18 protein-coding genes are annotated in these 24,711 nt (G+C 63.0%); 5 read left to right on the forward strand and 13 right to left on the reverse strand.

Annotated features, from left to right (window positions below; all coding sequences use genetic code 11):
• Positions 1–120: 120 nt before the first annotated feature.
• From WS75_RS21430 to tssB, 13 genes are read right to left on the reverse strand one after another with little or no spacing between them, the layout of a single operon-like run.
• Positions 121–531: a hypothetical protein gene (locus WS75_RS21430; RefSeq protein WP_156429841.1), complete on the reverse strand. Its 411-nt coding sequence runs from the start codon at positions 529–531 to the stop codon at positions 121–123.
• A complete protein-coding gene (locus tag WS75_RS33745) occupies positions 528–776 on the reverse strand; it encodes a hypothetical protein (RefSeq protein WP_156429842.1) in 249 nt (82 codons plus the stop codon). The genes WS75_RS21430 and WS75_RS33745 overlap by 4 nt, the downstream gene beginning before the upstream one ends.
• A complete protein-coding gene (locus WS75_RS21435; protein ID WP_082729685.1) occupies positions 773–3,787 on the reverse strand; it encodes a type VI secretion system Vgr family protein in 3,015 nt (1,004 codons plus the stop codon). The genes WS75_RS33745 and WS75_RS21435 overlap by 4 nt, the downstream gene beginning before the upstream one ends.
• An 11-nt stretch (positions 3,788–3,798) precedes the next feature.
• On the reverse strand, positions 3,799–4,035 hold the full coding sequence (locus tag WS75_RS21440; RefSeq protein WP_059682929.1) for a hypothetical protein: 237 nt from the start codon (positions 4,033–4,035) through the stop codon (positions 3,799–3,801).
• A gap of 26 nt (positions 4,036–4,061) precedes the next feature.
• Entirely contained in the window at positions 4,062–4,898 is an 837-nt protein-coding gene (gene icmH / locus WS75_RS21445; protein ID WP_059682931.1) for a type IVB secretion system protein IcmH/DotU, read from the reverse strand.
• Between the two features lies 1 nt (position 4,899).
• Positions 4,900–6,243: a type VI secretion system baseplate subunit TssK gene (gene tssK, locus WS75_RS21450; protein WP_059682933.1), complete on the reverse strand. Its 1,344-nt coding sequence runs from the start codon at positions 6,241–6,243 to the stop codon at positions 4,900–4,902.
• Positions 6,240–7,304, reverse strand: a complete 1,065-nt coding sequence (tssJ, locus tag WS75_RS21455; RefSeq protein WP_059682935.1) for a type VI secretion system lipoprotein TssJ — start codon at positions 7,302–7,304, stop codon at positions 6,240–6,242. Before tssJ ends, tssK begins: the two co-directional genes overlap by 4 nt.
• Complete coding sequence (gene tagH / locus WS75_RS21460; protein WP_059682937.1) at positions 7,301–8,647, reverse strand: type VI secretion system-associated FHA domain protein TagH; 1,347 nt, start codon at positions 8,645–8,647, stop codon at positions 7,301–7,303. Before tagH ends, tssJ begins: the two co-directional genes overlap by 4 nt.
• Positions 8,644–9,666, reverse strand: a complete 1,023-nt coding sequence (gene tssG, locus WS75_RS21465) for a type VI secretion system baseplate subunit TssG (protein ID WP_059682938.1) — start codon at positions 9,664–9,666, stop codon at positions 8,644–8,646. The genes tagH and tssG overlap by 4 nt, the downstream gene beginning before the upstream one ends.
• Positions 9,630–11,396: a type VI secretion system baseplate subunit TssF gene (gene tssF, locus WS75_RS21470; RefSeq protein ID WP_059682940.1), complete on the reverse strand. Its 1,767-nt coding sequence runs from the start codon at positions 11,394–11,396 to the stop codon at positions 9,630–9,632. Before tssF ends, tssG begins: the two co-directional genes overlap by 37 nt.
• Before the next feature lie 34 nt (positions 11,397–11,430).
• Complete coding sequence (tssE, locus tag WS75_RS32585) at positions 11,431–11,859, reverse strand: type VI secretion system baseplate subunit TssE (protein WP_082729686.1); 429 nt, start codon at positions 11,857–11,859, stop codon at positions 11,431–11,433.
• Between the two features lie 14 nt (positions 11,860–11,873).
• Positions 11,874–13,349 carry a type VI secretion system contractile sheath large subunit gene (gene tssC / locus WS75_RS21480; RefSeq protein WP_059682944.1) on the reverse strand — a complete coding sequence of 492 codons (1,476 nt, stop codon included), beginning with the start codon at positions 13,347–13,349 and terminating at the stop codon, positions 11,874–11,876.
• Positions 13,350–13,407: 58 nt separating this feature from the next.
• Complete coding sequence (tssB, locus tag WS75_RS21485; protein ID WP_059682946.1) at positions 13,408–13,914, reverse strand: type VI secretion system contractile sheath small subunit; 507 nt, start codon at positions 13,912–13,914, stop codon at positions 13,408–13,410.
• A 456-nt stretch (positions 13,915–14,370) separates the two neighbouring features.
• On the opposite strand from tssB, the gene tssH reads away from it, so the two are divergent.
• From tssH to tssM, 5 genes are read left to right on the forward strand one after another with little or no spacing between them, the layout of a single operon-like run.
• Positions 14,371–16,953, forward strand: coding sequence for a type VI secretion system ATPase TssH (tssH, locus tag WS75_RS21490; RefSeq protein ID WP_059682967.1), 2,583 nt, complete (start codon positions 14,371–14,373; stop codon positions 16,951–16,953).
• Positions 16,950–18,536, forward strand: coding sequence for a sigma-54 interaction domain-containing protein (locus WS75_RS21495; RefSeq protein WP_059682948.1), 1,587 nt, complete (start codon positions 16,950–16,952; stop codon positions 18,534–18,536). Before tssH ends, WS75_RS21495 begins: the two co-directional genes overlap by 4 nt.
• On the forward strand, positions 18,533–19,261 hold the full coding sequence (gene vasI / locus WS75_RS21500) for a type VI secretion system-associated protein VasI (RefSeq protein ID WP_218919279.1): 729 nt from the start codon (positions 18,533–18,535) through the stop codon (positions 19,259–19,261). Before WS75_RS21495 ends, vasI begins: the two co-directional genes overlap by 4 nt.
• A 5-nt stretch (positions 19,262–19,266) precedes the next feature.
• Positions 19,267–20,721, forward strand: a complete 1,455-nt coding sequence (gene tssA / locus WS75_RS21505) for a type VI secretion system protein TssA (RefSeq protein WP_218919280.1) — start codon at positions 19,267–19,269, stop codon at positions 20,719–20,721.
• Entirely contained in the window at positions 20,718–24,347 is a 3,630-nt protein-coding gene (gene tssM, locus WS75_RS21510) for a type VI secretion system membrane subunit TssM (protein WP_059682955.1), read from the forward strand. The genes tssA and tssM overlap by 4 nt, the downstream gene beginning before the upstream one ends.
• The last annotated feature ends 364 nt before the right edge of the window (positions 24,348–24,711 follow it).

Genomic DNA, 24,711 nt, shown 5'->3' on the forward strand with positions numbered 1-24,711 from the left:
TTTCTGCGGAGGGGTGCTGTCCATAACGTACTCGTGGCGTGTGGTGGAACAGACCGCCCTGTCCCAGCGGCGGTATGCTCAGTGTTAATCTTTGTTCACTACTGAATGGTGGTGTCGGGGCTACCGGTAGCGTCTGGTTGCGTAGAGGCTGATGATCTTCAGCGCTTCGGAGCCGAGCAGCAGCGTGATGTTGAGAACCAGGCTGGTGATACCGAAATGCGTTAGCAGCCAAGGGATGAACGAGAGCGAAGGCACCGCCAGAAGCAGGCGCAGCGGCTCTTGCGCATAGGCCAGCCGCCGGGCTGCCGGGCGGCGCAACAGGAACAGGAAGGCCGATGCCACAATGGATAGCAAGAGCAACAGCGACAACCCCATCCACAGAACAACGAACCAAGGTGGCTGCTCCGATTGGCCTAAAACCTGGAGGTCTGTGACAATCGGAATGCGGCCATTGGCGACGTTGATCCAAACAAAGTGAACCAGGTAGAACAGATCAAGAAGCCCCCAGAAGAGGAAGATGCCTCGCTTCATGGCGTTTCCCTTTTCATGGCAATCGCCGCCAACGCCTCGGCGCAGCGAGAGACTGTCGGTGTGGGTGGCGCCGGCCATTGCCGAACCCCTCGGTAACTGTCGGATGCAAAGGTATCGACCTGACCGTTTACATCGAGGGTGCCCTTGAAACATCGGCCGTGAGCATCTTCGACTTCATGGCTGCGATGGCCGATCCCGGTGCCATCGGCATAGGTGTTCTTCGGTAACAGGCGGGGCTCGCTCATGGTTTCACTCCCTTGGTTTCGAAGACTTCGTCTGCGGTGGTCGGTTGCCAGTGCCAGGACTTGCCGCCGATCGCCCAGGCGTCGTCGCCTTCGAGATAGCGTTGTTTGATTTTTCGCGTCTCGCCGTAGGCGCGGATGGCCGAGTTGTCCTTGAGCCACGGGTCGGCATTCTTCGGCAGCGGCTTCCACTGCTGGATCTTGTCCCGCGTCGTGTTCATGTAGTCCTTGCCGTCAGAGCCAAACAGGCGCCCTTCGTCGCCCATGGAGGTCAGGCGGTTGATGAACATGACCCCGGTGTTCTTGATGCCGTGGTAGTCGTTGTCGATCGTGACCCACCGGCCAGGTCCCGAGGCAGGCGCGGCGGCACCGGTCAGGGACTTGGCCAGGGGCGGCGTTGTGCCGCCCTGACCTGCCGAACCGGCGAAAGACTGGGCCTGTTCCGTCGGCGCGCGAGTCGGGTTCACCGGCCATGTGGGCATCCCAACGTAGCTGCCCTCTGACCAGGTATCGGCCGGGTCCATGCCGAAGCGCAGCTTGGCGGGCCCCGGCGCCGCGCCGGACACGACGCTCTGGCCTGCGACGTCGAGCGTGCCCTTGAACACTTTTCCGAGCGCATCTTCCACTTCGAAACCGCCGCCCTTGATACCGCGCTGGTTGGCGTATCGATTGAACAGTTCCAGATTGCCCTCGCTGGGCTTGGGCGGCGCCGGGAAGCTGGCAGCACGATTTTTCGGGCCGGTGTAGCTGAACTGGGCCGCGTGGCCGGTATAACGGCCGCTGGTCTGGTGGGTAATCCCACCCGCGTTGTAGACGGTTGCGCTGCCACCGCCGTTGATGACCAGTTCCGTCTTGGCGTTCAGCGTGATGCGGTCAGCGGTGTGGGTGATGTTGAGCTTGGCCAGCAGGTTGATGCTGTCTTTCAGCGCGCGGATATCGATGTCCCCCGCCGCGGCCACCAGGCGATAGCCCAGGCTCTGCACAAACAAACGCATGCCACGGCTGGCGCTGGCGAGCAGCCGCCTGCCGCTGGTCAGGCTGATGTGTTCCGTACTGCTGAGCGCAATGTGTTCGCCGCTAGCGATATGGGTCGAGCCAGGCGTGCTGGTGGCAATACCCACCGGGCTGGCGACGACGACGTACGGCTGCGCGAACTCGGGAAAGTTGTTGCTGGCCGGGTCGCCTCGACCACTGCCGAGGATGCCCTGGTGCTGCTTTTTCAGGGCCTTGGCAACCGCATCCTGGTCGCCCGTTTCCTGCGCCTGTACTTCGCGGGCCTGGGTGCCGAAGCCCTCCTGCTGCTCGCCAGCCACGTCCAGACGGGCGGCGGTCTCCTTGAGGTCCTTGTGGTGCTCGCTGGCGTGGGGGCGCGGCTCGGTGGTCAACAGCAGGCCGGAGCCGGCGCGCACGGCGCCGTGCTCGTCGGTGCGCAGCTCGAAGCCCTTGCCGCGCGCTTTGCCGCCGCCCGGACGCGGATGGACCAGGTAGCCCAGGTTGAGGGCGCTGGCCCCCTGGTCGCTGCGCAGTGTGGCGCTGATCTCGCCATTCGTGTCGTCGAACAGCAGTTCATTGTTGCGGCCGGCCTTGTGCTCCTTGCTTTTGATCGTGCTGAGGATGTTGTGCCGCGGCAGCTCGTACGGCGGCAACTGCAGGGCCATGTAGGTCCTGCCGATAATCAAAGGCTGGTCGCAATCGCCGTCGATATTGCCCACCAGCACTTCCTGGCCGATACGCGGGATGGCCATGTGTCCCCAGGTGGCACCGGCCCAGTTCTGCGAAACGCGGATCCAGCAGGAGCTGTGCTCGTCGGACTTGCCCTGCCGGTCCCAGGTGAACTGGACCTTGACCCGGCCCCACTCGTCGCAGTGGATTTCCTCGCCCGGCGGGCCGACGACGATGGCGACCTGCGGGCCGTCGATGCGCGGTTTGGCTATCGGCTGAGGACGCCATTCCACATCATCGGGAATCAGCTCGGCGGTGTAGCTGTAGTGAGTGCCCAGTTCCGCGTCTGCGCTTTCCTCGGCCTGGCTGGTGTGCTGCACGCCGCGATGCTTGATGCGCAGGGGCCGCCAGCCGCGGTTGAGGTCGGCGCGCGGATGACCGGTGAGGTCGAAGGCTAGGCCGGGCACCAGGCGCGCGTCGTCGCCTTCCACTTCTGCGGTACGGGCGTCGCCGCGCAGCCCGAGCAGGCGGGTCCGCGTGAAGGGCTGCCCCGCCGCGTCTTCCTTGTAGCGGCCGGGGAAATGGTAGACCTCGTAGTCCTTGCCCTGATGGTCGAGCTGCGCGCCGTCGTGTTGATGCTCCTGGTTATAGGCCGGGTGCTTGAAGGTGTAGTCGCGCTGGGTTTGCCGCGCAGTGCGCACGCGCTCGCTGTAGCGGAAGCGGCGCAGCGCCGGCGTGGGCTGATCGCCGCCTGGCGTGGCGTTGTATTCGACCGGGCCGCCGTCGATGGAGCCGAAGATGTAGAGATTGTCTCCATGCACCAGGTGGTGGCTGGCATCGGCAAAGGAAAAGGCGTAATAAAAACCCTCTTCCGCAGCCAGCCGGGCAAGGAAATGCAAGTCGCTGTCACCTGCCTGGACGCAATATTCACGCGGCAGATGCGTCTCGGTCACCAACTGTTCGTAGTCGGTGATCTCGTGTTCCTTGAGCACTGCAGACAGAATGTCCGGCACGCTCTGCCGTTGGAAGATGCGCCAGTCCGCGCACAGGCCGGTGCGCGCAAGTTTGGGCTCAACCACGGCACGGTAGCGGGTGCGGCGAAAGCCGGTTTCCCCTTGTTCGAAATCACTGACCAGGCCGTGGACGTAGCGCACGGGCTGGTCGGCGCGCCAGATGGTGAGCTGCGCGGGCTGATCGAGGACGGCCGAGAAGTCGATCGACGGATCGGTGCTGGTCAGGTCGGCCGACAGCATGAACGGCTGGCTCAGCCCTTCCTCCAGCTCGAACGAAACCACATCGAACTCGAGGCCCCCCGCCTTGAAGGTGAAGCGCATATCGGATTGTCGAGGCATGGGTGTACTCCTCAATCGGTAGAAAAGTCACCGGAATGGACCGCCGCAAGTGGCGTTCGATCTCCCGGTAGAAAATCAGTCAGACAGTGGCTGACCTGCACGCGCTGCCAATGGCGCAGCCATTGCTTGCGCTCGGCGTAGCGCGCCATCCAGAACCCGTGGGCCGCCATGACGCCAGCCGCGAGGTGCGTTTCGATATCGACGTCATTCGTCTTGATACCGCCATAACGGTTCCACTTCGTGACCATGGCGATCCTCCTTGGGGTGCCTGGAACTAGCGCTTGAGGGTGGCGTCCAGCGCGCGCAGCACCTGCCCGGTGCTGCTGTCCAACTGAACGCTGAAGTAGGCATACGCGCCGGACAGCAGCACCAGCGCGCAGGCCCAAGGCGTCCACCACGGCAGTTGCCCACCGAGCCGGTAGCGGCGTGTGGCGATATTCCGGCCGCCATCGGTGAGCTTTTCCGGGACGTCGCCACGCAAACCGCGCAACACGTGGTGCAATCGGTCGATGATGTTGTTGAGCGACTCATCCCGGTTGTTACGCACACCGTACTTTCCGGTGAAGCCCAGACACAGGCAGAGGTACTTGAATTCCAGTACGTCGCGGTACTTGGCAGGCTCCACGAGCATGCGGGTGAGCACGGTGAAGAATTTCTCGCCGCCCCAGGTTTCGTTATGGAAGTGGCTGAGCAGCGAGCGCTTGGCCCATACCGAATCGGAGCCGCCCCAAGGGGTAGCCATGACGGCCTCGTCGATGAAGGCGCACAACGCATAACGGAAAGCCAGTTGAGTGGCGCTGTCATAGCTGTGCTGGCGGATTTCCTCGTCCAGCGCGCTGATCTGGTCACGCACGGTTTGATAGAGCTTGCCGATGTCGTCGCAGCGTTCCAGCCGGCGCAGGCGAATCACCAGGCCCAGCAGCGGCTGCGCGCCGTCCACCAGAGGATTCCAGCCATGGCCGCGCAACTGGAAACTCAGGTCCGGGTCGCCGTTGAGCTGTTCGATTCGCTGGTAGCCGACAGTCTTGCTGAGCTCGTCCGCGGCGGCATGGCCGGGAGCCGGGCGCGAACGCAGCGTGCGCGGGTCGTCGAGGGGAACGGTCGTGGTCATGTCATTGGCTCCGGATGGCCCAGAACTGCATTTCCAGTTCAGGGAAGTCGCCGGCGACGTGGAAGCCGAAGCCGGATGTCTGTTGCGTCATGACCTGCCACGCCGGATGCGTCCGATCGAGTTCGAAATAGATGAAACCGGCGTGATACGGCAGATAGCGAGGCGCCACGTGCAACTGCTTGAGCGGGATGCCGGGCAGTTGCAGACTGACCAGTTCGCCGAGGCGCTCCATGGAGGTGACCTTGGCTTGCTGGACGAACAACTGACGCAGGTCGTCCGCGGACATCCGCGCACGCACGGCGAGCACGAATTCCGCACCTTCGATCAGCGTGCGATCACGCACCTCCGCAGTCAGCGAACCGTAGCGCTGCTCGATAATCGGCAGCGACACCGCGCGGGGCTGGAGCACGGTGCTCAGCGTCCGCCGCAGGGTATCCATGAGGATGCGGAAAGACGCGCGCGGATCATCGTGCTGATAGGTCGGGTACTCCTGTGGCAGACGGCCCTCGTCGGTGAAGGTCACCAATTCACCGCAGGCCTGGATGAAGGCTACGTAGAGATCCTCGGGATGCACATGCCGCTTGCGCGACAGGTAGCTGAACCAGGGCTGCAGGCGGTTGATGACTTGCAGCAGGTTGAAGTCCGTGATGTCGGCCACGCCCGACTGCCCTGCGGAGCCGATGCGTTCCGCGATGTTCTTGGCCCGCTCGCGCATCAGACCGGCCACCTCGCCGACGAAGCGATGCAGCGGCGCGATGGCGTTCACGGACAGGCTGGTGGGATAGAACCCGTTGTCGTCCAGCACCAGGCTACCGTCCGGGCGGCGGTCGAGAATGCGGCACATGGCGATGCCGGTGAAGGCGCTGCGATCCTGCTGCTCCAGTGCGAACTGAAGGTTTGGGACAACGAGGTCCACCGGCTGGTGGTCGCCTTCGAGGCTGTGCGTGTCGCGCACAGCCTCCGTGCGGGCCACGTAGCGCGTGTTGGCATACGTATCGGGCCAGCGGACTTCGAGGCCGCTGTCCTGCTTGAGCGGCAACGTAAGGTAGACCGTCTGATTGGCCACGCTGGCGTCGGTGATCGCCAGGGGCTCTGGCGCCGGCTGCTCGCCGGGAATGTCGATGACGGTACCGTCGGGCATCACGCCACGCGCCCGCACGATGGCCACCTTGCCGAAGGCGAGGTACTCATGGTTGAGTTCCAGCTCGCTGAAGCCGTAGAGATGGTCGCTGACGCTGTTCAGGCGCTGGTTGGCGTGGTACTCGGCGGCTCGAGCCTGCTGCTGGAAGTGCTGGGGTTGGACGAATAGTCCTTCTCCCCAGAGAACGGCGTTGCGTGAGGTCATGGCGTTACCTGGATTCGGGATGGGTTGGAAGCGGCCTGCAGCGCCGGAGCCGCAGGCAACGGCTCCGCCGGCAGCGGCGGGACAGCCGCCGCTGCCGGCAACTTCGAAGGCGGCCGCCTGGCGGTTTTCTCGATGGGTGCGGCAGGCACGGGGCAGGCAGCCGGTACGGGGGTGGCGGGTAGCGCGGGTCGCCCCTCGCGCGTCAGGCTCACGCGCGTTTCGCTCAACTTGACCAGCAAGGAATATTTGCGGCCCTTGGGCTCGATCGGCATGACCTGCTTCCAGGCCACCGCGTTCCCATCGTGGAAGTCCGCAATTGCGGCGATGAAGCGCGTGCCGTCGCGGACCTCGCTGAAGGGCACGAATTTGAACTGTCCAGGCAACAACAGGTAGTCGTCGGCGGCCAGGTAAGTGCTGCCCAGGGTCTTCTTCAGGTCTTTGCGCAGTTGATCAGGGTCTGCATTGAGCAGCACGGAGTCGTCCCTGAGTTGCACGACCTTGAAGGCGATGGGGGTTCCGGGGGGCTTGGCCAACCTCGACCGGGCGGTCGACGGCGCAAAGCTGTGACGGCGACCATTGGCGTCGTACTGCCCCAGTTCGAGGCCCTGCGGACCGACGATGCCCGCGTTCGGCAATGGAGGCACGATCACCTGCTCGCTCGACTGCCCGGCTCGCGGACGCGCGGACGGCGCACCGACACCGGCCGCGGGCCTCGCGACAAAGGCGGAAGCATCGGCGCCGGTGCGCAGTTGCTCGAGCAACAGTTGCAGGTTTTCGAGGAGCTCGGGCTTGTTGGCGCTGACGAAACGCACCGCATAGGGGCCGTCTTCCGCATCCTGCTCATCGGTCGCCTCGAACCCGGGCACCTGATGCTGCCCATTGGGATTGACGTCGTGGTCGGCGTACAGGCTGAGGCCGATCTGGGTCGGCTGGTCATCATCGACGCCCACCTGGATGGATGGGTCCATCAGCACCTGCCCCGTCTTCTTGAAAACATTGCCGACGGTGCTGCATCCCGTGAGCATCAGCAGTGGCATCAGCGCGCAAACGAGCCGCTTCATCGCGGCTCCTGGCGCAGCGCTCGGTCATAGGCCTGTTCAAAGACTTCCCAGAACAGTTTCTCGAAGCCTTGCTGGCGCGAGGATGCCAGCTCGTTGTAGTAGTGGATGTACATCTGCCAGCTCCAGTCGGCTCCGTCGGATGGCTGGACCTGGGCCGGCCGATAGCGCTGGAAACGCTGCTGCAGTTGCTCCGGCGAGAAGGCGCGCAACAGGGCCTGGAGGCTGGCCTCAATGGCCTCGATCAGCGCGGCCTGGTGCCGCTGAACCTGGGCGAGGCTTTCCTCCACGGCGGCGGACGGCGACAGGTGCACGACGCTGCGCTCACTGGAGAACAATGCGCGTACGGTCTCCGGGTAGCCCAGCCCCAGGCGCAACGGGTTGTCCTCGATGGGCTGGAGCGTGCGGGCAAGCGGTGCCAGATTGCGCCGTTTGCCGTCCTGGGCATGCTGCAAGGCAGTGATACCGTGAATGACCGCGCTCAACGTCCTGCCGATCTCCTGCAACAGTGCATGCCCCATCTGAGGATCGACCACGCCGACCGAGGCCCCAAGCCCTTCCACCAAGGGTTGGATCAGGGCATTGGCGTCGCCGGTCGAGACGGCTCGCGAGTAGGACTGCGGCATCGTGGATTCTCCAGATAAGGTCTTGGGTGAGCCGGACACGGCTTCGAATCGAGTACGGGCGTGGTTGGCCTGCGTCTGGCTCGGACTGAGTCCGTAGTTCGTAGGGTCCAGCGGGGCAACGCCGAATCCCGGCTCACGCCGCAGTTGCTCGGCATCCAGGGCGGCCAGCGGGTCGCGTTCGTCCGCGGGACGATGCTCCCTCGCGAGGTCATCGAAGGCGCTGAAATCGGGCTTGCGCACCCCCGCGTCCAGCAGCCTGTCGGCGTCGGCCACCGGGTGAAGGCCAGCGCTTGGCTCGTTGAGCAACTCACCCACCGAACGCTGCTGCAGCGGCTGCCTGTTGAACAGATGCGGCTCGGACGTCTGTAGATGGACGGTGACCTGGTAGGCGCCGATATGCAGCATGTCGCCGTCGCGCAGGCGCGCGGCCGTGCCGCGCCGCAACGGTGTCTCGGCGTCGTTGACGCGGGTGGCGCCACTCTGGTCGCGCACGCAGTAGCTGTTGTCGATCCAGGCGATCTCGCAGTGAATCGCCTGCACCTGGCCTTGACCGTCATCGAGCAGCCAGTCGGCGCCGCGGCTGCCGATGGTGCCGCCCGCGTGGCCGAAGCGATGCCGTGCAGTGCTGCCGGCGCGCAGGGCATGGGTATTGGCAACGCTGAGTTCGAGGCGCTGCGTGTCTGCCGACGTCTGGCTGGTAGGAGGAGTAGGCGTGTTCATAGTCGCACCTTGATACGCACGGGGGTTCGAGTGGCGTCATCACCGTTGACGAAAGTGGTCCAGCCAAGCTGCGAGCCGCGCTCCCTGCTCAGATTGAAGGACTCGACTTCCGCCGGGCGAAGTCGCAGTTCCAGGTCGAAGGCCATCGGGTCACGCAGCAGGAATTCCATGAGCTTGCGCAGGCGTGCGAAGTCCTCCCCGCTGGGCAGGAAGTGGCGGAAGCGCTCCTGGTCGAGATCGGAGATGACGACGGTGAATTTGTTGTGGCAGGCGCGCACCCGCTTGCCGATCACGAAGCTGCCGCCGACCTCGCCATTGCGCTTGCCCAGCGACAAGCGCTGATCTGACGGGATGTCGACGTAACGAACCTCGAACTCGCGCACCTGCACGGATTTCAGCGCGAAGCAATCGGCCACGATGCCCGCGACCATCGACGCGGAGCGGCTGCGGTTGATGATGGAGCCGGCGAAACTGAGCAGCCGGCTCCAGGGCAACGGTGTCGCGCCGCGCAAGTCGTCGTTGCCCAGGCCGACGAGGGCAAATACATAGCGGGAGAAGCCATCGCTGGCTTCGCTGCGGAAGCGGATGTGATAGCGGTACTTGCGCCATGCCCGGTGCAGCAGCGTGAGCAGACGGTGGTGAAAGAAGTCGAGAAAGGCCGGACGAATGCCGATACCCTGCCCATGTTCATAGGCCAGACGGTCCAGGTAGTAGCCCGGCAGCGGCGAGTCAGAGCCGTGCAGCCCGAAGAAGTTGGCCTGTATCTGGTAGTCGCTGGCCGAGCCGTCGGGCATACGCGCGGCGAAGCTGATGTCCGACGCCGGAAATGCCAGTCCCGCCGAACTGCTCAGGCGGATGCGCCAATGGGCATCCCCGAGCGGATCGCTCGCTTCCAGGTCGTCACCGTGCAGCGCATGCAACTGCTCCAGCAAGCGGAAGAAGTCGTAGGCCTTCGCGCTGGCGAGCACAGCATCGGCGACGGCTAGATCAGGGGTTGCTTGCCGATCTGCAATGGCCATTGGTAGTGCTCGTTGTTGCTGGTGTTGATGACTTCCAGCACATGGAAGGAATTGATGCTGGCGTAGAGCGCCAGGAAGTGGCTCAGCACGCTGCCGAACAGATAGAGGTCCCCCTCGCACAGAAAGGCGTCTTGATCCAGGTGCAGCACCGTCTTCAAGCCACGGATGGGCAGCCCCTTCATGAGCCAGTCCATCGGCTTGGTCTCGGCCTCGCCGATGCCCGCCAGGCGCTTGCTGCTGGCCCGCGCATGCTGGATGTCATGCAGCGCGGCGAAGTCGTAGGCTCGCAGGACTGCCTTGAGTGGTTCGGCCGAGAGCAGTGACAGATAGTTCAGCGACAGGTTGGAGATCAGGCTCCACTGGAGATCGCCGTCGAGCACCGGGCGATAGGATGGCGTCGGACGCGTGATGTTGCGACAACGACTGTAGGATGGCGCCCTTTCCGATCCTTCGCAGATATCGCCCACGTCCAGTGCAAGCGGAAGGTCGCGATTGGTGCAGGTAATCGACAGCGAAACCGTTTCGGTCTGGTCCACATACTCGCTTTCGTCGGCGCGCACGAAGGAAACCGCGTGGTCGAGACCACTGCCGTCAAGCGCGTTGCCTATGTGGGTTCGGTAGTAGATCGCGGTACGACCTTCGGCATGCTCGACTTCGTGCGCCATCGACTCGAATGGCCGGAAGGTACGCAGCCGATCGCCACGCCGCCCATCAGCGTCGCGGCGCAAGCCCCGGACTTCGTCGATACTGAAAATCTCGTAGGCTTGCGGCCGCTGCCCTGCTGGATAAACCGGCTGTTGCGCGACCTTGCCGTCTATCCTGATCGGCTCGGCGTCATGGGCGAACAGGTTGACCGCGGGGGTGCAATACAGGGCAAGGTCGCCATCGCGCAGGCGAATGCCCGGTGGCATCGGCCGGCTGAAGTGGAACTCGATCCGGACGGTCTCCTGGCTGGTGGACGGCCAGAACGGCGCCAAGCCGCTCAACCGGAAACAATGAAAGCGCTGGGGAAAAACGAAGTACTCCTGCAATATCCGGTAGCCGTCGAAGGCGTTTTTCGGATACGGCAGCAAGGCTTCGTCCTGGGCGAAACCAGGAAACTCGACCTGTCGGTTGGGCAGGGAGAATGCCTTGCCGTCAAGGTCTACCCTGACCTTGTCCAGGTACTGGGCCAACCAGAGATAGAGGGTCTGCGCCGTGGTGTCATCGCCGCTGAGCTGGAAATCCAGTTGGTCGCAGTCCATGAGGCTGGGCGGGTTATCGGTCAGGAACGACAACTCGACCGTCAGGATCGACTTTTCTCGCGAGTGGGCATCGCTCACCCGGGTCATCTTGAGCGGCAACAGGTGAACATCCGCACAGGTGCGAAAGCGGCACTGGACACCATCGACCGCGCGGGACAACACGACGGTTCCCTTGGGCACGGTTTGCCGCTGCGTGATCGCAGTTTCGACCGGCTCGAAGCAGATGATGGTCGAGCTCGGCAGCGGCCGAAGGTAGTTCGGCCACAGCAGTTGCAGCATCGAGTGAGTCAGCTCAGGCAGATCGTCTTCGATTTTTAGCCGCAGCTTGGCGGTCAGGAAGCTGAATCCTTCGAGCAGACGCTCGACATCGGGGTCCGCGCCCTCCCCTCCAAGGAAGCGGGAAAGTTGCGGATTGTCACGGGAAAACTCGCGGCCGAAGCGACGTAAGTAGTCGAGCTCTTCTCGGAACTTGCGGCGTAATGTCATGGCAACGACTTTCCATTGAGGATCGCGCGGCGGGTCAGGAGAACCGCGCGATCCTGTTGTGATGCTGAAGTACCAGGTCGAGCTCGATGCTTTCGTGTGCGTTGCGAACCGGCACCAGGCAGTGCAGCCGGAAGTGCAAATCCATCGGGCGCATGGCATCCGTGAGTGGCTGAACGCGGGTCACCTTGACCCGTGGCTCGAACTCGCTGACCACGGCATGGATGTGCTCGCCCAAACGGTGCCGCAGATCGGCGCTGCCGACCGCGACATCGTTGAAATCGGGCAGCCCCAATTCGGGACTGCTTGACGAGCAACCTTGCCGGGCATTGAGTACCCACTCGAGATGCCGCTTGATAGCCTGGATGCGTTCGGCGGCCAGATCCTGGCTCGTCCGCAGACGTCGCGGCGCAAGCTCGGGATCGAGCCGCTCGAACAAACTTCCCTGTCCGAGCGTTCTCGGCATGGCCCGGGCTCTCGTTATTCCTTGTCGAGCCTGCCGACAAGGGACAATTCGAAGCTGGCACCCATGTACTTGAAGTGCGGACGCACCGCGAGCGACACCTGATACCAGCCCGGATCGCCGGCCACATCCTGCACGATCACGCGGGCCGCCCGCAGCGGGCGGCGGCTGCGCACGTCAGCCGAGGGGCTTTCCTGGTCGGCGATGTATTGCTTGAGCCAGTTGTTCAGCTCGCGTTCAAGGTCCTGGCGCTCCTTCCAGCTACCGATTTGCTCGCGCTGCAGCACCTTCAGGTAGTGCGCCAGCCGGTTGACGATAAACATGTACGGCAGTTGCGTGCCGAGCTTGTAGTTCGTTTGCGCGGCCTGGCCCTCCTCGGTCTTCGGGAAGAGCTTGGGCTTTTGCACCGAGTTGGCGGAGAAGAAGGCAGCGTTGTCGCTGTCCTTGCGCATGGTCAGAGGGATAAAGCCGGCTTCGGCGAGTTCGAACTCGCGGCGGTCCGACACCAGGACTTCAGTGGGAATCTTGGCCTGCAACTGGCCGAGGGATTCATACAGATGGACTGGCAGATCATCCACCGCCCCGCCGGACAGCGGGCCGATGATGTTCGGACACCAGCGGTATTTGGCAAAGCTGTCGGTGATGCGGTTGGCGAGCAGGAACGACGTGTTGCCCCACAGGTAGTTGGCATGGCTACCGTCGACACCTTCGCGGTAGACAAAGGTACGCGTCGGGTTGTCCGACGGGTCGTACGGCTGGCGCAGCAGGAAGCGCGGCATGGTCAGCCCCAGGTAGCGCGCATCCTCGGATTCGCGCAGGCTACGCCATTTGGCGAAACGAGGGCCTTCGAAGATGTCGCTGATTTCCTTCAGGTTGGGCAGCTCCTGGAAGCTTTCCACATTCAGGAACTCGGGACCGGCAGCACCCAGGAACGGCGCGTGGGCCATGGCGCCGACCGCGGCCACGTAACTAAGCAGCTTGATATCCGGCGCCGAAGGGCCAAAGGTGTAACTGCTGACCATGCAGCCCACCGGCTCCCCGCCGAACTGGCCATAACCCGCCGTGTAGGCATGCTTGTAGAGACCGCTGCGGGTGATATCGCCGGCTCCCTCGAAGTCATCCAGCAACTCGGCCTTGCCGACATGCATGAAGCCGATCCTGATGTTCTCGCGCGTATCGGTGTTGTCGACCAGAAGCTTGAGTTGGCGCCAGTGGGACTCCAGGTTCTGGAACGACGGATCGTGGAGAATCTCGTCCATCTGGACCGTGAGTTGCTCGTCGATCCGGGCAATCATGCCGTCCACCAGCAGCTTGCTGATGGGCTGCTCTCGATCATCCGACTTGAGCATTTCGGCAATAAACGCAGCAACGCCGCGTTCGGCGACGGCATAGCCCTCGTGATTGGGCTCGATGCGCGTCTGCGCCATGATCTGTTCGAGCAGCCCCTGGGATTGGGCTGCTTCAGCCCGAGCGACAGCGCTTTCGGTTTTCATGTTCGTTTCCTTGAAGCCGCGGAGATATGGGAAGATGTGATGTGCCGCAGGAGGCGCGTCAGTCGGACGAGCCCTTGAGCGCCTGGCTCAGCTCTTGCGCGAGCTTGTTCCGCGCCGCCTCATCCCCGAGCAGGGCCTGCAACTGCTTGCGGAACGCGGGCACGTTACCCATGGGCCCCTTGAGGGCTACCAGCGCCTCGCGCAGTTCCAGGAGCTTGCGCAACTCGGGCACCTGCTGGGCGACTGAATCAGGATTGAAATCCCTGATGTGCTTGAACTGAAGGTCGACGGTCAGCGTGTCGTCAGCGTTGGCATTTCCGAAGCGCAAGGGAACGGCAGTTTTCAACGCCACGCCCGCCTCGCCGAGCACATCGTTGAAGTTGTCCTTGTCCACACGCACCACCGGCCTGTCTTCAATAGCAGTCTCTTCTTCGCGCCCCTTGAAATCACCAATCACCAGCATATTCAAAGGCAGTTCGATCTCCGCCTGCTGATTACCTGTTGCCGGAACATATTTGATATTGATTCGTTCCTTCGGGGCTACCGATGCCGTGCTCTTCGCCATAACTACTCCTTATCCTTATCTCTTGAGGATGCTGGAAATTCGCTCTCAGCCGTAAACCGCAGCATGACCAACCTGGTTCGAGATCTGCTTGGGGAATCGCCCCAAGATATTCCATGCCCCTCGGAAAACATGGCTCCCAGAAGCGCTTACCAGACATATTCAGACATACGCGGCCCGCCTGAATAATTAAGCCTGCCCCATTGCACCGTCAATAAGATTTGTCCGAAATTTCCATCAGATCAATCACGAAATTACCGCCAAATAACGAGACAGAAAAAATGTGACACTTATTAATAATTCCCCGCACACACGACAACAAATTTCTCATTTACTAATTGGCAATATTGTGTTTCCTTAATGGGCCAACCATTCCCCGCACCGCTGATATATCTGCGTGCAACTTCGGTCCTGACGTTGCACGCCTCGTTTCCAACCATCCTTGATGGGCTGTGCTTCATGATCCGAATTGAACTCTCGGCAGTCTTCGACCGCTTGAATCCCCCCTCTCGACAAGCCCTGGAAGAGGCCGCGAGCCTCTGCATCAGCCAGCAAGGCGCCGAAGTCACGGTGCCGCATGTGCTGCTCAAGCTGGTGGACCTACCGTTGGGGGATGTCCGGTTGCTATTGCGCCAGGCCGGGCTGGATCTGAGTGCCGTACGTCAGGCGCTATCAGCCAACTTCCCGAACCAGGCATCCACGGGAGGGCAGTACCCCGCGTTCTCGCCGTTGCTGGTCGAACTGTTGCAGGAGGCATGGCTGCTGGGTTCGCTGGAATGGAACCAGGACGCAATCCGTAGCGGCAGCCTCTTCCTGGCCGCATTGCTCAACCCCGGTCGCTATCTGCCGCTGTCCGCCGTGCGTCTGTTCGACCGCGTCAACCGGGAAGCCTGGCGCAAGGAATTTCTGTCGTTGGTCGCGAATTCGGCGGAAACACCCCAGGCGTCGGAACGTGTCCAGTCACCCATCGTCGCGGCGACCGATTCGGCGCTGGCCAGGTACGGCCATGATTTCACCGCCCAGGCGCGTGAGGGACGCCTCGACCCGGTGCTGTGCCGCGATGGAGAAATCGATCTGGTGATCGACATCCTGTCGCGCCGCCGCAAGAACAACCCCATCGTCGTGGGCGATGCCGGCGTTGGCAAAAGCGCGGTCATCGAAGGCCTGGCACTGCGCATCGCCCAGGGGCACGTGCCGGAGCCGCTGCGCTCCGTCACGCTGTGGGGATTGGACCTGGGCGCACTACAGGCCGGCGCGTCGGTCAAGGGCGAGTTCGAGAAACGGCTGAAAGCGGTTATCGACGAAGTGAAGACCGCCGCCACGCCGATCATCCTGTTCATCGACGAAGCACACACGCTGATCGGTGCGGGCAATGCGGCGGGCGGCAGCGACGGCGCCAACCTGCTCAAGCCGGCGCTGGCCCGGGGAGAACTCCGCACGATCGCGGCCACCACCTGGTCGGAATACAAGAAATTCTTCGAGAAGGATGCGGCACTTAGCCGACGCTTCCAGCTGGTCAAGCTCGACGAACCGAGCCCCGAGACGGCCGTCCACATCCTGCGGGGGCTACGGAACACCTACGAGCGCGCTCACGGGGTCTACATCTCCGACGAAGCGTTGCAGGCCGCTGCCCGGCTTTCGGCGCGCTACTTGTCGGGACGGCAGTTGCCCGACAAGGCGGTCGACGTGCTTGACACGGCGTGCGCGCGGGTGGCAACCGCACTTGCCGAGTCGCCCAGGCAGTGTCGGGTGCTGGAGCATGAACTCTTGCAGATCGACGCGGAGTCGACGCTGCTGCAACGGGATCATCGTGCCGGCCTGCACACTGACGCGCAACGGCTCGAGGTACTGGACAACGCGCGCCGTGAGGTTCAGCGCAAGATGGATGCGTTGCAAACCGCATGGTCACGCCAGAAGCCGTTGGTGGATGAAATCCGGACGCTGCGGTCGTCGCTGGCGGCCGACGACGCCCCGGACGATGATGAGCGCTCCGAACAACTATCCGCCAAGGTGATGGAGTTGGCGGCGCTGCAACGCCCGGGCGCGCTGCTGCACGCGGAGGTAGGCCGTGAGCAGGTCGCGCAGGTCATCGCTGACTGGACCGGCATTCCGGCGACAACCATAAGCAGCGACCAGATGACGCGCCTCGAAGGCTTGCCGGAGACGCTACGGGAACGGGTCAAGGGGCAGGACGCCGCCATCGAGCACATTCACCGGCATCTGCTGACCGCGATGGCAGACCTCCGGCGGCCTGGCACGCCGCTCGGCGCCTTCTTGCTGGTAGGCCCCAGCGGCGTGGGCAAGACGGAAACCGCCCTGGCCCTGGCCGATGCGCTGTTCGGCGGCAAGCAGTTCCTGACGACGATCAACATGTCCGAGTTTCAGGAGAAGCACACCGTGTCACGCCTGCTCGGCGCGCCGCCGGGATACGTCGGCTATGGCGAAGGGGGCGTGCTGACCGAGGCGATCCGCAAACAGCCGTATTCCGTGGTCCTGCTCGATGAGGTCGAAAAGGCTCACCCGGACGTGCTGAACATCTTCTATCAGGCCTTCGACAAAGGCGAGCTGGCCGACGGCGAGGGGCGATTGATCGACTGCAAGAATGTGCTGTTCTTCCTGACCTCGAACCTGGGATTCGATCAACCGGAAGACGAACTGACCGACCAGGACGAGGCCGCTCTTCGGGAGCGCCTCTCGCAATTCTTCAAGCCGGCACTGCTGGCGAGAATGCAGGTCGTGCCCTATCGCTATCTGGACGATCGCGTGCTCGGGGACATCGTGGAAAGCCGCTTGCAACGGCTGATGACGCAGTTCGTCCACCGCTATAACGCCACCTTGTCGGTGTCCGCGAGCGCCAGCGAGGAACTGCGCAAGCGCTGCACCCGCCACCAGAACGGTGCACGCATGCTGGATGCGAGCATCGACGGCGAGTTGTTGCCGCCGCTGTCCTTGTCCGTCCTGCAGCGCCTCGCCGAGGGCGCAGCCTTCCGGCGTGCCCAGCTGTCGTGGAGCGGCAGCGCCTTCGAGGCCGTCGTGGAATGACGTCACCGCGGCAACTGAATCCGCTCGAGGTCGCGCGCATCGCGCGCGACATGACTTGGGCGGCACACCCCGAGGAGCTGGCAACAGTGATCCTGCATGCAGCCGTGGATAGCGGCTTGTTGCGACTGGGGATGTGCTATCGCCTGGATCAGACGAGTGACTGCTTGCGGCCACTGACCTGCGTGCCGGAAAACGCGTCTGCTCTGCCAGATCTGGATATGGACGAGTTGGACAATCCCCTGGTCTATAGCCTGGTGAGTGGCCACCCCTGCGAGGTCGAGCGCATCACCGATATGGTCGGTGTGGGCAGCGCTTTCGAGCGGTTGCGCGAGCACTTCATGCCTGGAGACGGCGCCTGGATCCTGCCGTTGCGCGACACCAATCAGCATGCCTTCGCGGTCATGGCGCTGCTCGGCACTCCCTTGGCACTGCACGCATTGCGCCAGTCTGCGCTGTGGCAGGCGCTGCTGCAAATCCATGAGCGCCTGTTCTCCGGACTTCAGCAGAACCAGGGGGATGCGGCGCGGGCCCGCTCAGCCGACGCGGTGCGTGCACAGGTGCATACCCGCACGCGCGAGCGAGCGGCCAGGCTATTGGCGGCGGAGTTCGTCGGCGTGAGCCCGGCGGTCCGCGAACTGCGCAGCGACATGCTGGGAATGACGGATTCGAACCTGGCCATTCTGGTCACCGGCGAAACTGGCGCAGGCAAAGATCATGCGGCCTGGCTCATTCACCAGGCAGGAAGCCGCCAAGGCAAGTTCGTGCCGGTGAACTGCGCGGCCATCCCCAAGGATCTGATCGAGGCGGAGCTGTTCGGCAGCGAGCGAGGCGCCTTCACCGGCGCCAGCCAGGCGCGCGCGGGGCTCGTGGCGGAGGCCGACGGCGGCACACTGTTCCTCGATGAGATTGGCGACATGCCGCTGGAACTGCAGGGCCGGCTGCTGCGCGTGCTGAACGAGAAGAGGTACCGCCCTGTGGGCGCGACACAGGAGCGTTATTCCGATTTCCGCTTGATATGCGCGACCCACCAGCCATTGCTTCAACGCATCGCCGAGGGGAGCTTTCGGGAGGACCTGTACTTTCGCATCCGCCAGCAATGCCTGCACGTGCCTGCGCTGCGCGAGCGTCCGGAGGATATTCCCGTTCTGGCCGAGCACGTGCTGCTGCAATACAACCGCGAGCGACAGAGACACATCCCCGGCATCAGCCCCGAGGCGTTGCGCATGCTGCAGATGCACCCGCTGCCAGGCAATGTCCGAGAACTGCGTAACCTCGTACTGGTGGCAGCCGAGCGCACCGAACTCGGCAAAGCCATCGCGCCACAGGCATTGCGCGAGCTGCGCCCCCCTGCCCCACGAACTCTAGCCCTCCCCGCCACAGCGACGATGCCGCTGCACGATCTCTGGGAAACCAACGACCTGCCCGGCGCGCTGGCGGCTTTCGAATGCCACCTGATAAGCGAACGCCTGCGACAAGCAAACGGTTCGCGCGCGCTCGCCGCACAGAGTTTGGGCATTCCCAAACGAACGCTGGCGCGTAGATGCCAGCGCTGGAACATTTTTCAGGAGGACTCTGCACCATGAGATCACTGAGCATCGCACTGGTTTGTGCTGCGCTCGTGGCCGGATGTGACGCCGGCAAACAGGGGGCCGCCGCCGGTCCGTCTGCAGCGGCCCCAGCAGCCATGAAAACCTGTACCTCCATTGTGTCCGCGATAGAGCGGCTGGCCTGCTTCGATGCGCTTGCGGGAACGCCGCCAGCACCGGTCGCAGCGACTCCGGTCATGCAACAGAACGAGGCGCCGGCAGCGGCCGACAGCCAGAAACCGGCGAAACCGCCAACGATCGTCGAACTGGTCCGCCTCAACGAGGCGAAACGTGCCGCGGGCGAGACGGGATTCCGGCTGTCGCGCACCGAGGAGGCTGTACCGGGACGGTGGAGCGTGGTGATGTCCGCCCCGGCGTTGGGCGGCGCCACCGCGCCGCCGATCCTGGCGATCAGTTGCCTGTCGAACATCTCGCGTCTGCAGTTGCTGGAGAGCCAGCCGATCACGCCCAACCGGATGAACATCCGACTGCTGTTGGACGGGCAACCCATCTCGGCCTCGGTGCCGTGGCAGGTACTGGAAGACGGCACGGTCGTGGACGCGGGGCGGGGCCTGGTAGCCATCGAACAACTGCGATACCTGGTCAAGGCCGGCGGCCGCTTGCAGGTCGAGAGCGACTACGCGCCGTTCTCCGGGCTGCTGTTCGATGCAACCAATCTGCATAGCTTGATGAAACAACAGCGTGAGGCCTGTCACTGGTGATCAACTTGCCTCACCTGGATCTGGACGCATTGCTAGGCCCGCTGGATGCCAAACAGCCGGCCGGTGTATTCGATGAGGAAGACGAAACGTATCAAGGCATCGAGCACGAAATGATCAAGCTCGGCAGTCTGCAGGAAGCCAGTATCGACTGGTCTTATGTCGATGAAGCCGCGCGTCAATACCTGAGCACCCGATGCAAGCACTTCCGCGTGGCCGGGCATCTGGTCACGGCCCGCCTTCGCCCCCGCACTTGGCCCCACTGGACAGAAGCAACGTTGGTGCTGGCCGGCATGGTCGAGCGCTACTGGGAAAGTGGCCAGCCGAAGCCCGGGCCGCGTGGTCTGCTGGCCAAACGCAAGCTGGTCACCTTGCTGGCGGAGCGACTGAGCCAGGCACTGGAAACGCTGGATCAGAAGACCTACACCCCCGGGCTACAGGATCAGGCACAACAGGCATTCGACCGATTGCAGGCCAAAGCGGTCGCTGCGCAGTTGGATGTATCGATGCTGTCCCGGCTGGAAGCGCAGATGCACCGGCATGTCGAGAGCACCTTGTTCCCGGAGCCCGTGGTTCTCAAGCCGAGCGACGGTCAGCAAGGTGGGCACGCGCTGAGCGACGCCTTCTTCCAGCCGAGCGAAATGCCGAAGTCCAGCGATGAGCGCGAGGGGCGCCGAACGCTGTTGGCAATGGCGGATTTCATCAACGAGCAGGACATATACGACCCCACCAGCTATCAATTGCGGCGCTTCGCGCTATGGGCGCACCTGCGCGCGGCACCGCCCGCGAAGCGCGACCAGCTCACGGAACTGATGTGCGTGCCGGTCGATACCGAAGAGGGCTATCGCGAGGCAATCTCGACCAATTCGGTCAGCCCGGTGTTGTTGCGGCGCGTGGAAAAGAGCGTGACCAGCTCGCCCTATTGGCTGCGAGGCAGCTTCTTTGCGGCGGCCATGGCGGCCCGTCTGGAAATGCCGGCCGTGGCGGAGGCCATCCGTCACGCAGCCGAACGCTTCCTGCTGCGCATTCCGGGCTTGAGCGACCTGCACTTCGCCGATGGCCGGCCCTTCGTCGACAGCGACACCTTGGGTTGGATCGGCAGCGCCGAAGCACGGTCTGCCGATGCCGGCGCACCGCAAGAGTTCGTGGATTTACGCGAGGAACTGGCCAGCCGGTTGGACACCGAGGGCGTCGAGCCGGTGCTCCGCCGGTTGCAGGCGCACCAGGGCTCGTCTAGCGGCCCGCGTCATCGTTGCCACGCAACCGTGATTGCGGCTGACCTGCTGAAGTCGCGAGGTTTGGATTGGCTGGCTGAAGAACTCTATGCCAATGCCAGCCGGTTGATGAAGGGCGTCACGGTGGATCAATGGGAGCCTGAACTGTTCCAACACCTCGCCAAACATGTCCCGGCACATCAGGAAAACGAACATAGACGAAGCCAGTCGCAAGGAGAGAAAAAATGAAATACTGGTCGTTGCTCAAACGATATGCCGTCCCCCTACTGCGTTGGGTCAAGGGCGGCATGCCACTGCTGCTGGTACTGGGGCTGCTATTCCTGTTGATAGCCATCTGGTGGCTGGGGCCGCAGTGGGCCTGGCGCGATCGGCATCCCCTGGCAAGCCTGGGCGCTCGGGTCGGGCTGACCCTTGCCCTGCTGATGGTTCCCGTGGTGACCTGGGCCCTGGTACTGCGTGCCAGGAACCGCCGGCTGGAGGCCGAGCGCCAGCAAGCCCGTGCCGTGAAGGAAGACCCCGTGCTTGTGCATATCCGCGCCCAGGAGAAGTCCCTGGACGCCAACCTGGCGGTGTTGCGCGCCCACCTGCGAGGCCGCCAGGGCCTGTATCAGTTGCCGTGGTATCTCGTGCTCGGGCAGGAAGACGCCGGCAAGACCAGCTTCATCAACCGTAGCGGCCAGAACTTCTCACTCACGGGCGAGATCAAGGCTGGTGGTCATGGCACGTTCGTCGACCCCGACCTGATCTACCGGACCGATTGGTGGATGGGCGACCAGGCCGTATTGATTGACCCGCCCGGCGAGTTGATCAGTCAGTTTCCTGCAGGGGAACACTCGGACAGTGCTCCCGCGACAGCATCGACGACCGACGCTGAAGAAGCGCCGGCGCCCGAGCAGCTTGGGGAGCCGCCCGAGACTCGGGCCCGCCTCTGGCAGCATCTGATCGACTGGCTGGGCAAGAACCGCTCGCGGCGACCACTCAACGGTGTGGTGTTGATCGTCGACCTGCCCTCGCTGTTGAGCCAGAGCGCCAGCGAGCGCAAGGCACTGGCCGTCCTGTTGCGTACGCGTCTGGCGGAACTGAGCCGACATCTTGGAACGCGTCCTCCACTGTATGTCATCCTGAGTAAATTCGACCTGCTGGAGGGTTTCGAGCAATTCTTCGCCAGACTGCCGAAGGCGGAGCGGGAGGATATCTTCGGATTCACCTTCACACTGGATTCCGCGCGGCAGTACGACGCCTGGCAGACAGAACTCGGCCAGCGCTACTCAGACTTCATCGATGGCCTGAACAATCAGGTCTTCGATGTGTTGAACGATGCGAAGTCGCTGCCGATACGCGAAGCGCTGTTCTCCTTTGTAGGACAGATAGCCGGCATGCGCACCGTGCTTTTCAATTTCCTCGACGATGTACTGGGCAGCGATCGCTACGGCACCCCCGCCTTGCCGCGAGGCGTGTATTTCTCTTCGGTTCACCAGCAGGGGTTGCTGCACAACGCTTTCGTCGACAATGCCTCGCAAACCTACGGTGTGCGATCGCTGGTACCCATGGCACAGCCGGCTGGGCGTTCCATGGTGTACTTTGCCCAGCAGGTATTCCAGCGGGTCATCTACCCGGAAGCCGGCCTTGCCGGCGACAATCTGAAGGTGCTGGCCGACAAGAAACGGAATCTGGCCGTGGGCTTCGGCGTCGCGGCGCTGGGCAGCGCGGTCGTGATCGGCGGCTGGACTCACTACTACAACGTGAACCGCGCGAAGGTGGCAAGTGTGCTGGAGAAGAGCCGAACGTTCGCCAGCAATGCGATCGACGGCGGTCAGGACCCGACCGGACGAAATCTGCTGCTGCCGCTGGACCAGCTTCGCGATGCGGTGGCCGTCTACGGCGACTACCGGGAAGCGTGGCCGCTGGTGTCCGGCATGGGTTTGTACCAAGGACGCAAAATCGGCCCGAAGGTGGACGAAGCCTATCTGCGCTTGCTTTCGACACGCTTCCTGCCTCAATTGGCCGGCGGGGTCATGACGCAACTGAACGCCGCAGCGGACGGTTCGGATACCCAACTCAGCGCCCTTCGCGTGTATCGCATGATCGAGGATCGGGCCAACCGCCGCGCCCCCTTCGTGGAAGACTGGATGAGAAAGGCGTGGCAGGCAGCATTTCCCGGCGAAGCGCCAGTGCAACACGCCTTGTCGAGCCATCTCGATTACGCGCTGAAGTATGCCGATGTGTCGCTCCCGCAGTACGCCGCCCGGATTTCCGATGTGCAGCAGCAATTGCGGCAGATTCCTTTGCCGCAGCGCATCTACATGGCGATGCGCAGCCAGGCAGGCGACGTCCTGCGGACACCGCTGGATCTACGCAATGAGATCGGTCCGGCTTATGACATCGTCTACCAATCCACCACCGCGGCAGCCGAGGGTGGCGAAAACCCGGGCACGCGCATCGACGCGCTGCTGACCGCCAAGGGCTATCGGAACTACTTCGAGCCACGCAATCAGGATGTCGCCGCGCTGGCCGTGATTGACCAATGGGTGCTGGGCGAACGGCGCAATGTCGACTATTCGGAAGCAGACAAGCAGGCGCTTGTCGCGCGTGTTCGTGCGCTGTACAGCCGTGACTTCATCGAGAACTGGCGCCGCGGACTCAACCAACTTGAGGTCGCCAATTTCGACGATATCGGCACCGCAGCCAACGTACTCGGTGCAATCAACAGCCCGGCGGCCCCCCTGCGCAGGCTTCTGGAAACCGTGCGCGACAACACCAATCTGACGTCCGCAGCGACGTCTGATGCGACGCGGACCGAAGGCACTGCCGCCGCGGCAAAGAGCGGTCCTGACAGCGAGGCCCAGGATATCGCCAAGATTGCTCAGGCATTCACGCCGCTGACGGCGTTGCTTGAAGCCAAGGGCGAGAAGCCTTCCTATCTGGACGAAACGATGCAGGCTATCGGCAGCGTCCAGGATGTGTTGGTGAAGGTACAGGACAGTCCGGACCGGGGAAAGGCGGCGCTGGCGGTGATGCTGGACCGCTTTGCGCTGCGCGGCACCGATCCCATCGGCAATCTGCATCGGGTGGCTACCGGCCTGCCTGAACCCCTCAATCGCCAGGTGAAGAAGCTGGCTGACGAATCCTCCGACGTGCTGCTGATCGAGGCGCTGCGCGAACTCGAAAAGCGCTGGAATTCCGAGGTCTTCAGCTTCTATAGCCAGCGTCTGGCGAACCACTATCCGTTCAACCCGAACAGTCGCACCGATGCCTCCGTCGAGGATTTCACTGCCTTCTTCGGGCCGCAAGGCAAGTTGCAGGACTTCAAGGACAAGTATCTGAAGCTGTTCCTGGATGACAACCTGGAAGCCCTTTATTCGGAGCGTCGAGGCGGCTACCTGATGCGCACCGATGTGCCCAAGCAGTTGGAGGCAGCCGACCGGATCCGCGATGCGTTCTTCAACAGCCGCGGTGCGATGGCCGTGCATTTCACACTCGAGCCGCTTGGCCTGGCACCCACTCGGCGGAGCAGCGTATTGAATCTTCAAGGACAACTTATCACCTATAACCACGGGCCCAGCGAGACCGTCGGTGTCATCTGGCCCAACACGCTCGGCGGTAGCCCAGAAAGCCGCATGACCCTGGTCAATGGTGATGGCAACAGCAGCAGCCTGGTCTACAAGGGCTCATGGTCGCTATTCCGCCTGCTGAGTCAGGCACGACTCAACGGCGCAACGGCCACCACCGTCGACCTCAGCTTTACGGCGAACGATGGCGGCATGCGTTACCGAATCACTGCCGACAAGAGCAACAACCCGTTCACCCAGCGCTTGTTTCATGGTTTCGCGCTGCCAGGTACGTTGCTGCAGTGATGACCGTACCAACAGTTGTCCGGTGGCGCGCGTATCGCGCCTATCCCATGTGAACAGGTATCCCTCTGTCTCCAATGCGACGTCGAGCCGGCACGCGGATCACGGAGGGAGTTCCGTTGACGGACCAGACGCTCTCCAGCGGGCGGGTCATTCCTGACCCGGCCAGGTCAACAATGACCCGCGGGTTTTCTCTTTGATTTCAATAGCTTGACACCTAACGAGTCAACTTTGACCCGTCCGCGAGGCGCCGCTGGCTGGCTTAGTCGACTCGATGCGCGCTTGCACAAGCAGAATCGATACATAAGCCATTGATTTACATACTTATTTTATGAAGCACGGCAACCTGGCACAGCGATTGCGTTGT

The sequence above is a fragment of the Burkholderia sp. FL-7-2-10-S1-D7 genome (genome assembly GCF_001524185.1).
Taxonomy (GTDB): Bacteria; Pseudomonadota; Gammaproteobacteria; order Burkholderiales; family Burkholderiaceae; genus Burkholderia; species Burkholderia diffusa.

Excerpts from the sequence above, each read along its gene's own strand:
- WS75_RS21430 (WP_156429841.1), bottom strand. The coding sequence starts at position 531 with ATGAAGCGAGGCATCTTCCTCTTCTGGGGGCTTCTTGATCTGTTCTAC.
- WS75_RS33745 (WP_156429842.1), bottom strand. The coding sequence starts at position 776 with ATGAGCGAGCCCCGCCTGTTACCGAAGAACACCTATGCCGATGGCACC.
- WS75_RS21435 (WP_082729685.1), bottom strand. The coding sequence starts at position 3,787 with ATGCCTCGACAATCCGATATGCGCTTCACCTTCAAGGCGGGGGGCCTC.
- WS75_RS21440 (WP_059682929.1), bottom strand. The coding sequence starts at position 4,035 with ATGGTCACGAAGTGGAACCGTTATGGCGGTATCAAGACGAATGACGTC.
- icmH (WP_059682931.1), bottom strand. The coding sequence starts at position 4,898 with ATGACCACGACCGTTCCCCTCGACGACCCGCGCACGCTGCGTTCGCGC.
- tssK (WP_059682933.1), bottom strand. The coding sequence starts at position 6,243 with ATGACCTCACGCAACGCCGTTCTCTGGGGAGAAGGACTATTCGTCCAA.
- tssJ (WP_059682935.1), bottom strand. The coding sequence starts at position 7,304 with ATGAAGCGGCTCGTTTGCGCGCTGATGCCACTGCTGATGCTCACGGGA.
- tagH (WP_059682937.1), bottom strand. The coding sequence starts at position 8,647 with ATGAACACGCCTACTCCTCCTACCAGCCAGACGTCGGCAGACACGCAG.
- tssG (WP_059682938.1), bottom strand. The coding sequence starts at position 9,666 with ATGGCCATTGCAGATCGGCAAGCAACCCCTGATCTAGCCGTCGCCGAT.
- tssF (WP_059682940.1), bottom strand. The coding sequence starts at position 11,396 with ATGACATTACGCCGCAAGTTCCGAGAAGAGCTCGACTACTTACGTCGC.
- tssE (WP_082729686.1), bottom strand. The coding sequence starts at position 11,859 with ATGCCGAGAACGCTCGGACAGGGAAGTTTGTTCGAGCGGCTCGATCCC.
- tssC (WP_059682944.1), bottom strand. The coding sequence starts at position 13,349 with ATGAAAACCGAAAGCGCTGTCGCTCGGGCTGAAGCAGCCCAATCCCAG.
- tssB (WP_059682946.1), bottom strand. The coding sequence starts at position 13,914 with ATGGCGAAGAGCACGGCATCGGTAGCCCCGAAGGAACGAATCAATATC.
- tssH (WP_059682967.1), top strand. The coding sequence starts at position 14,371 with ATGATCCGAATTGAACTCTCGGCAGTCTTCGACCGCTTGAATCCCCCC.
- WS75_RS21495 (WP_059682948.1), top strand. The coding sequence starts at position 16,950 with ATGACGTCACCGCGGCAACTGAATCCGCTCGAGGTCGCGCGCATCGCG.
- vasI (WP_218919279.1), top strand. The coding sequence starts at position 18,533 with ATGAGATCACTGAGCATCGCACTGGTTTGTGCTGCGCTCGTGGCCGGA.
- tssM (WP_059682955.1), top strand. The coding sequence starts at position 20,718 with ATGAAATACTGGTCGTTGCTCAAACGATATGCCGTCCCCCTACTGCGT.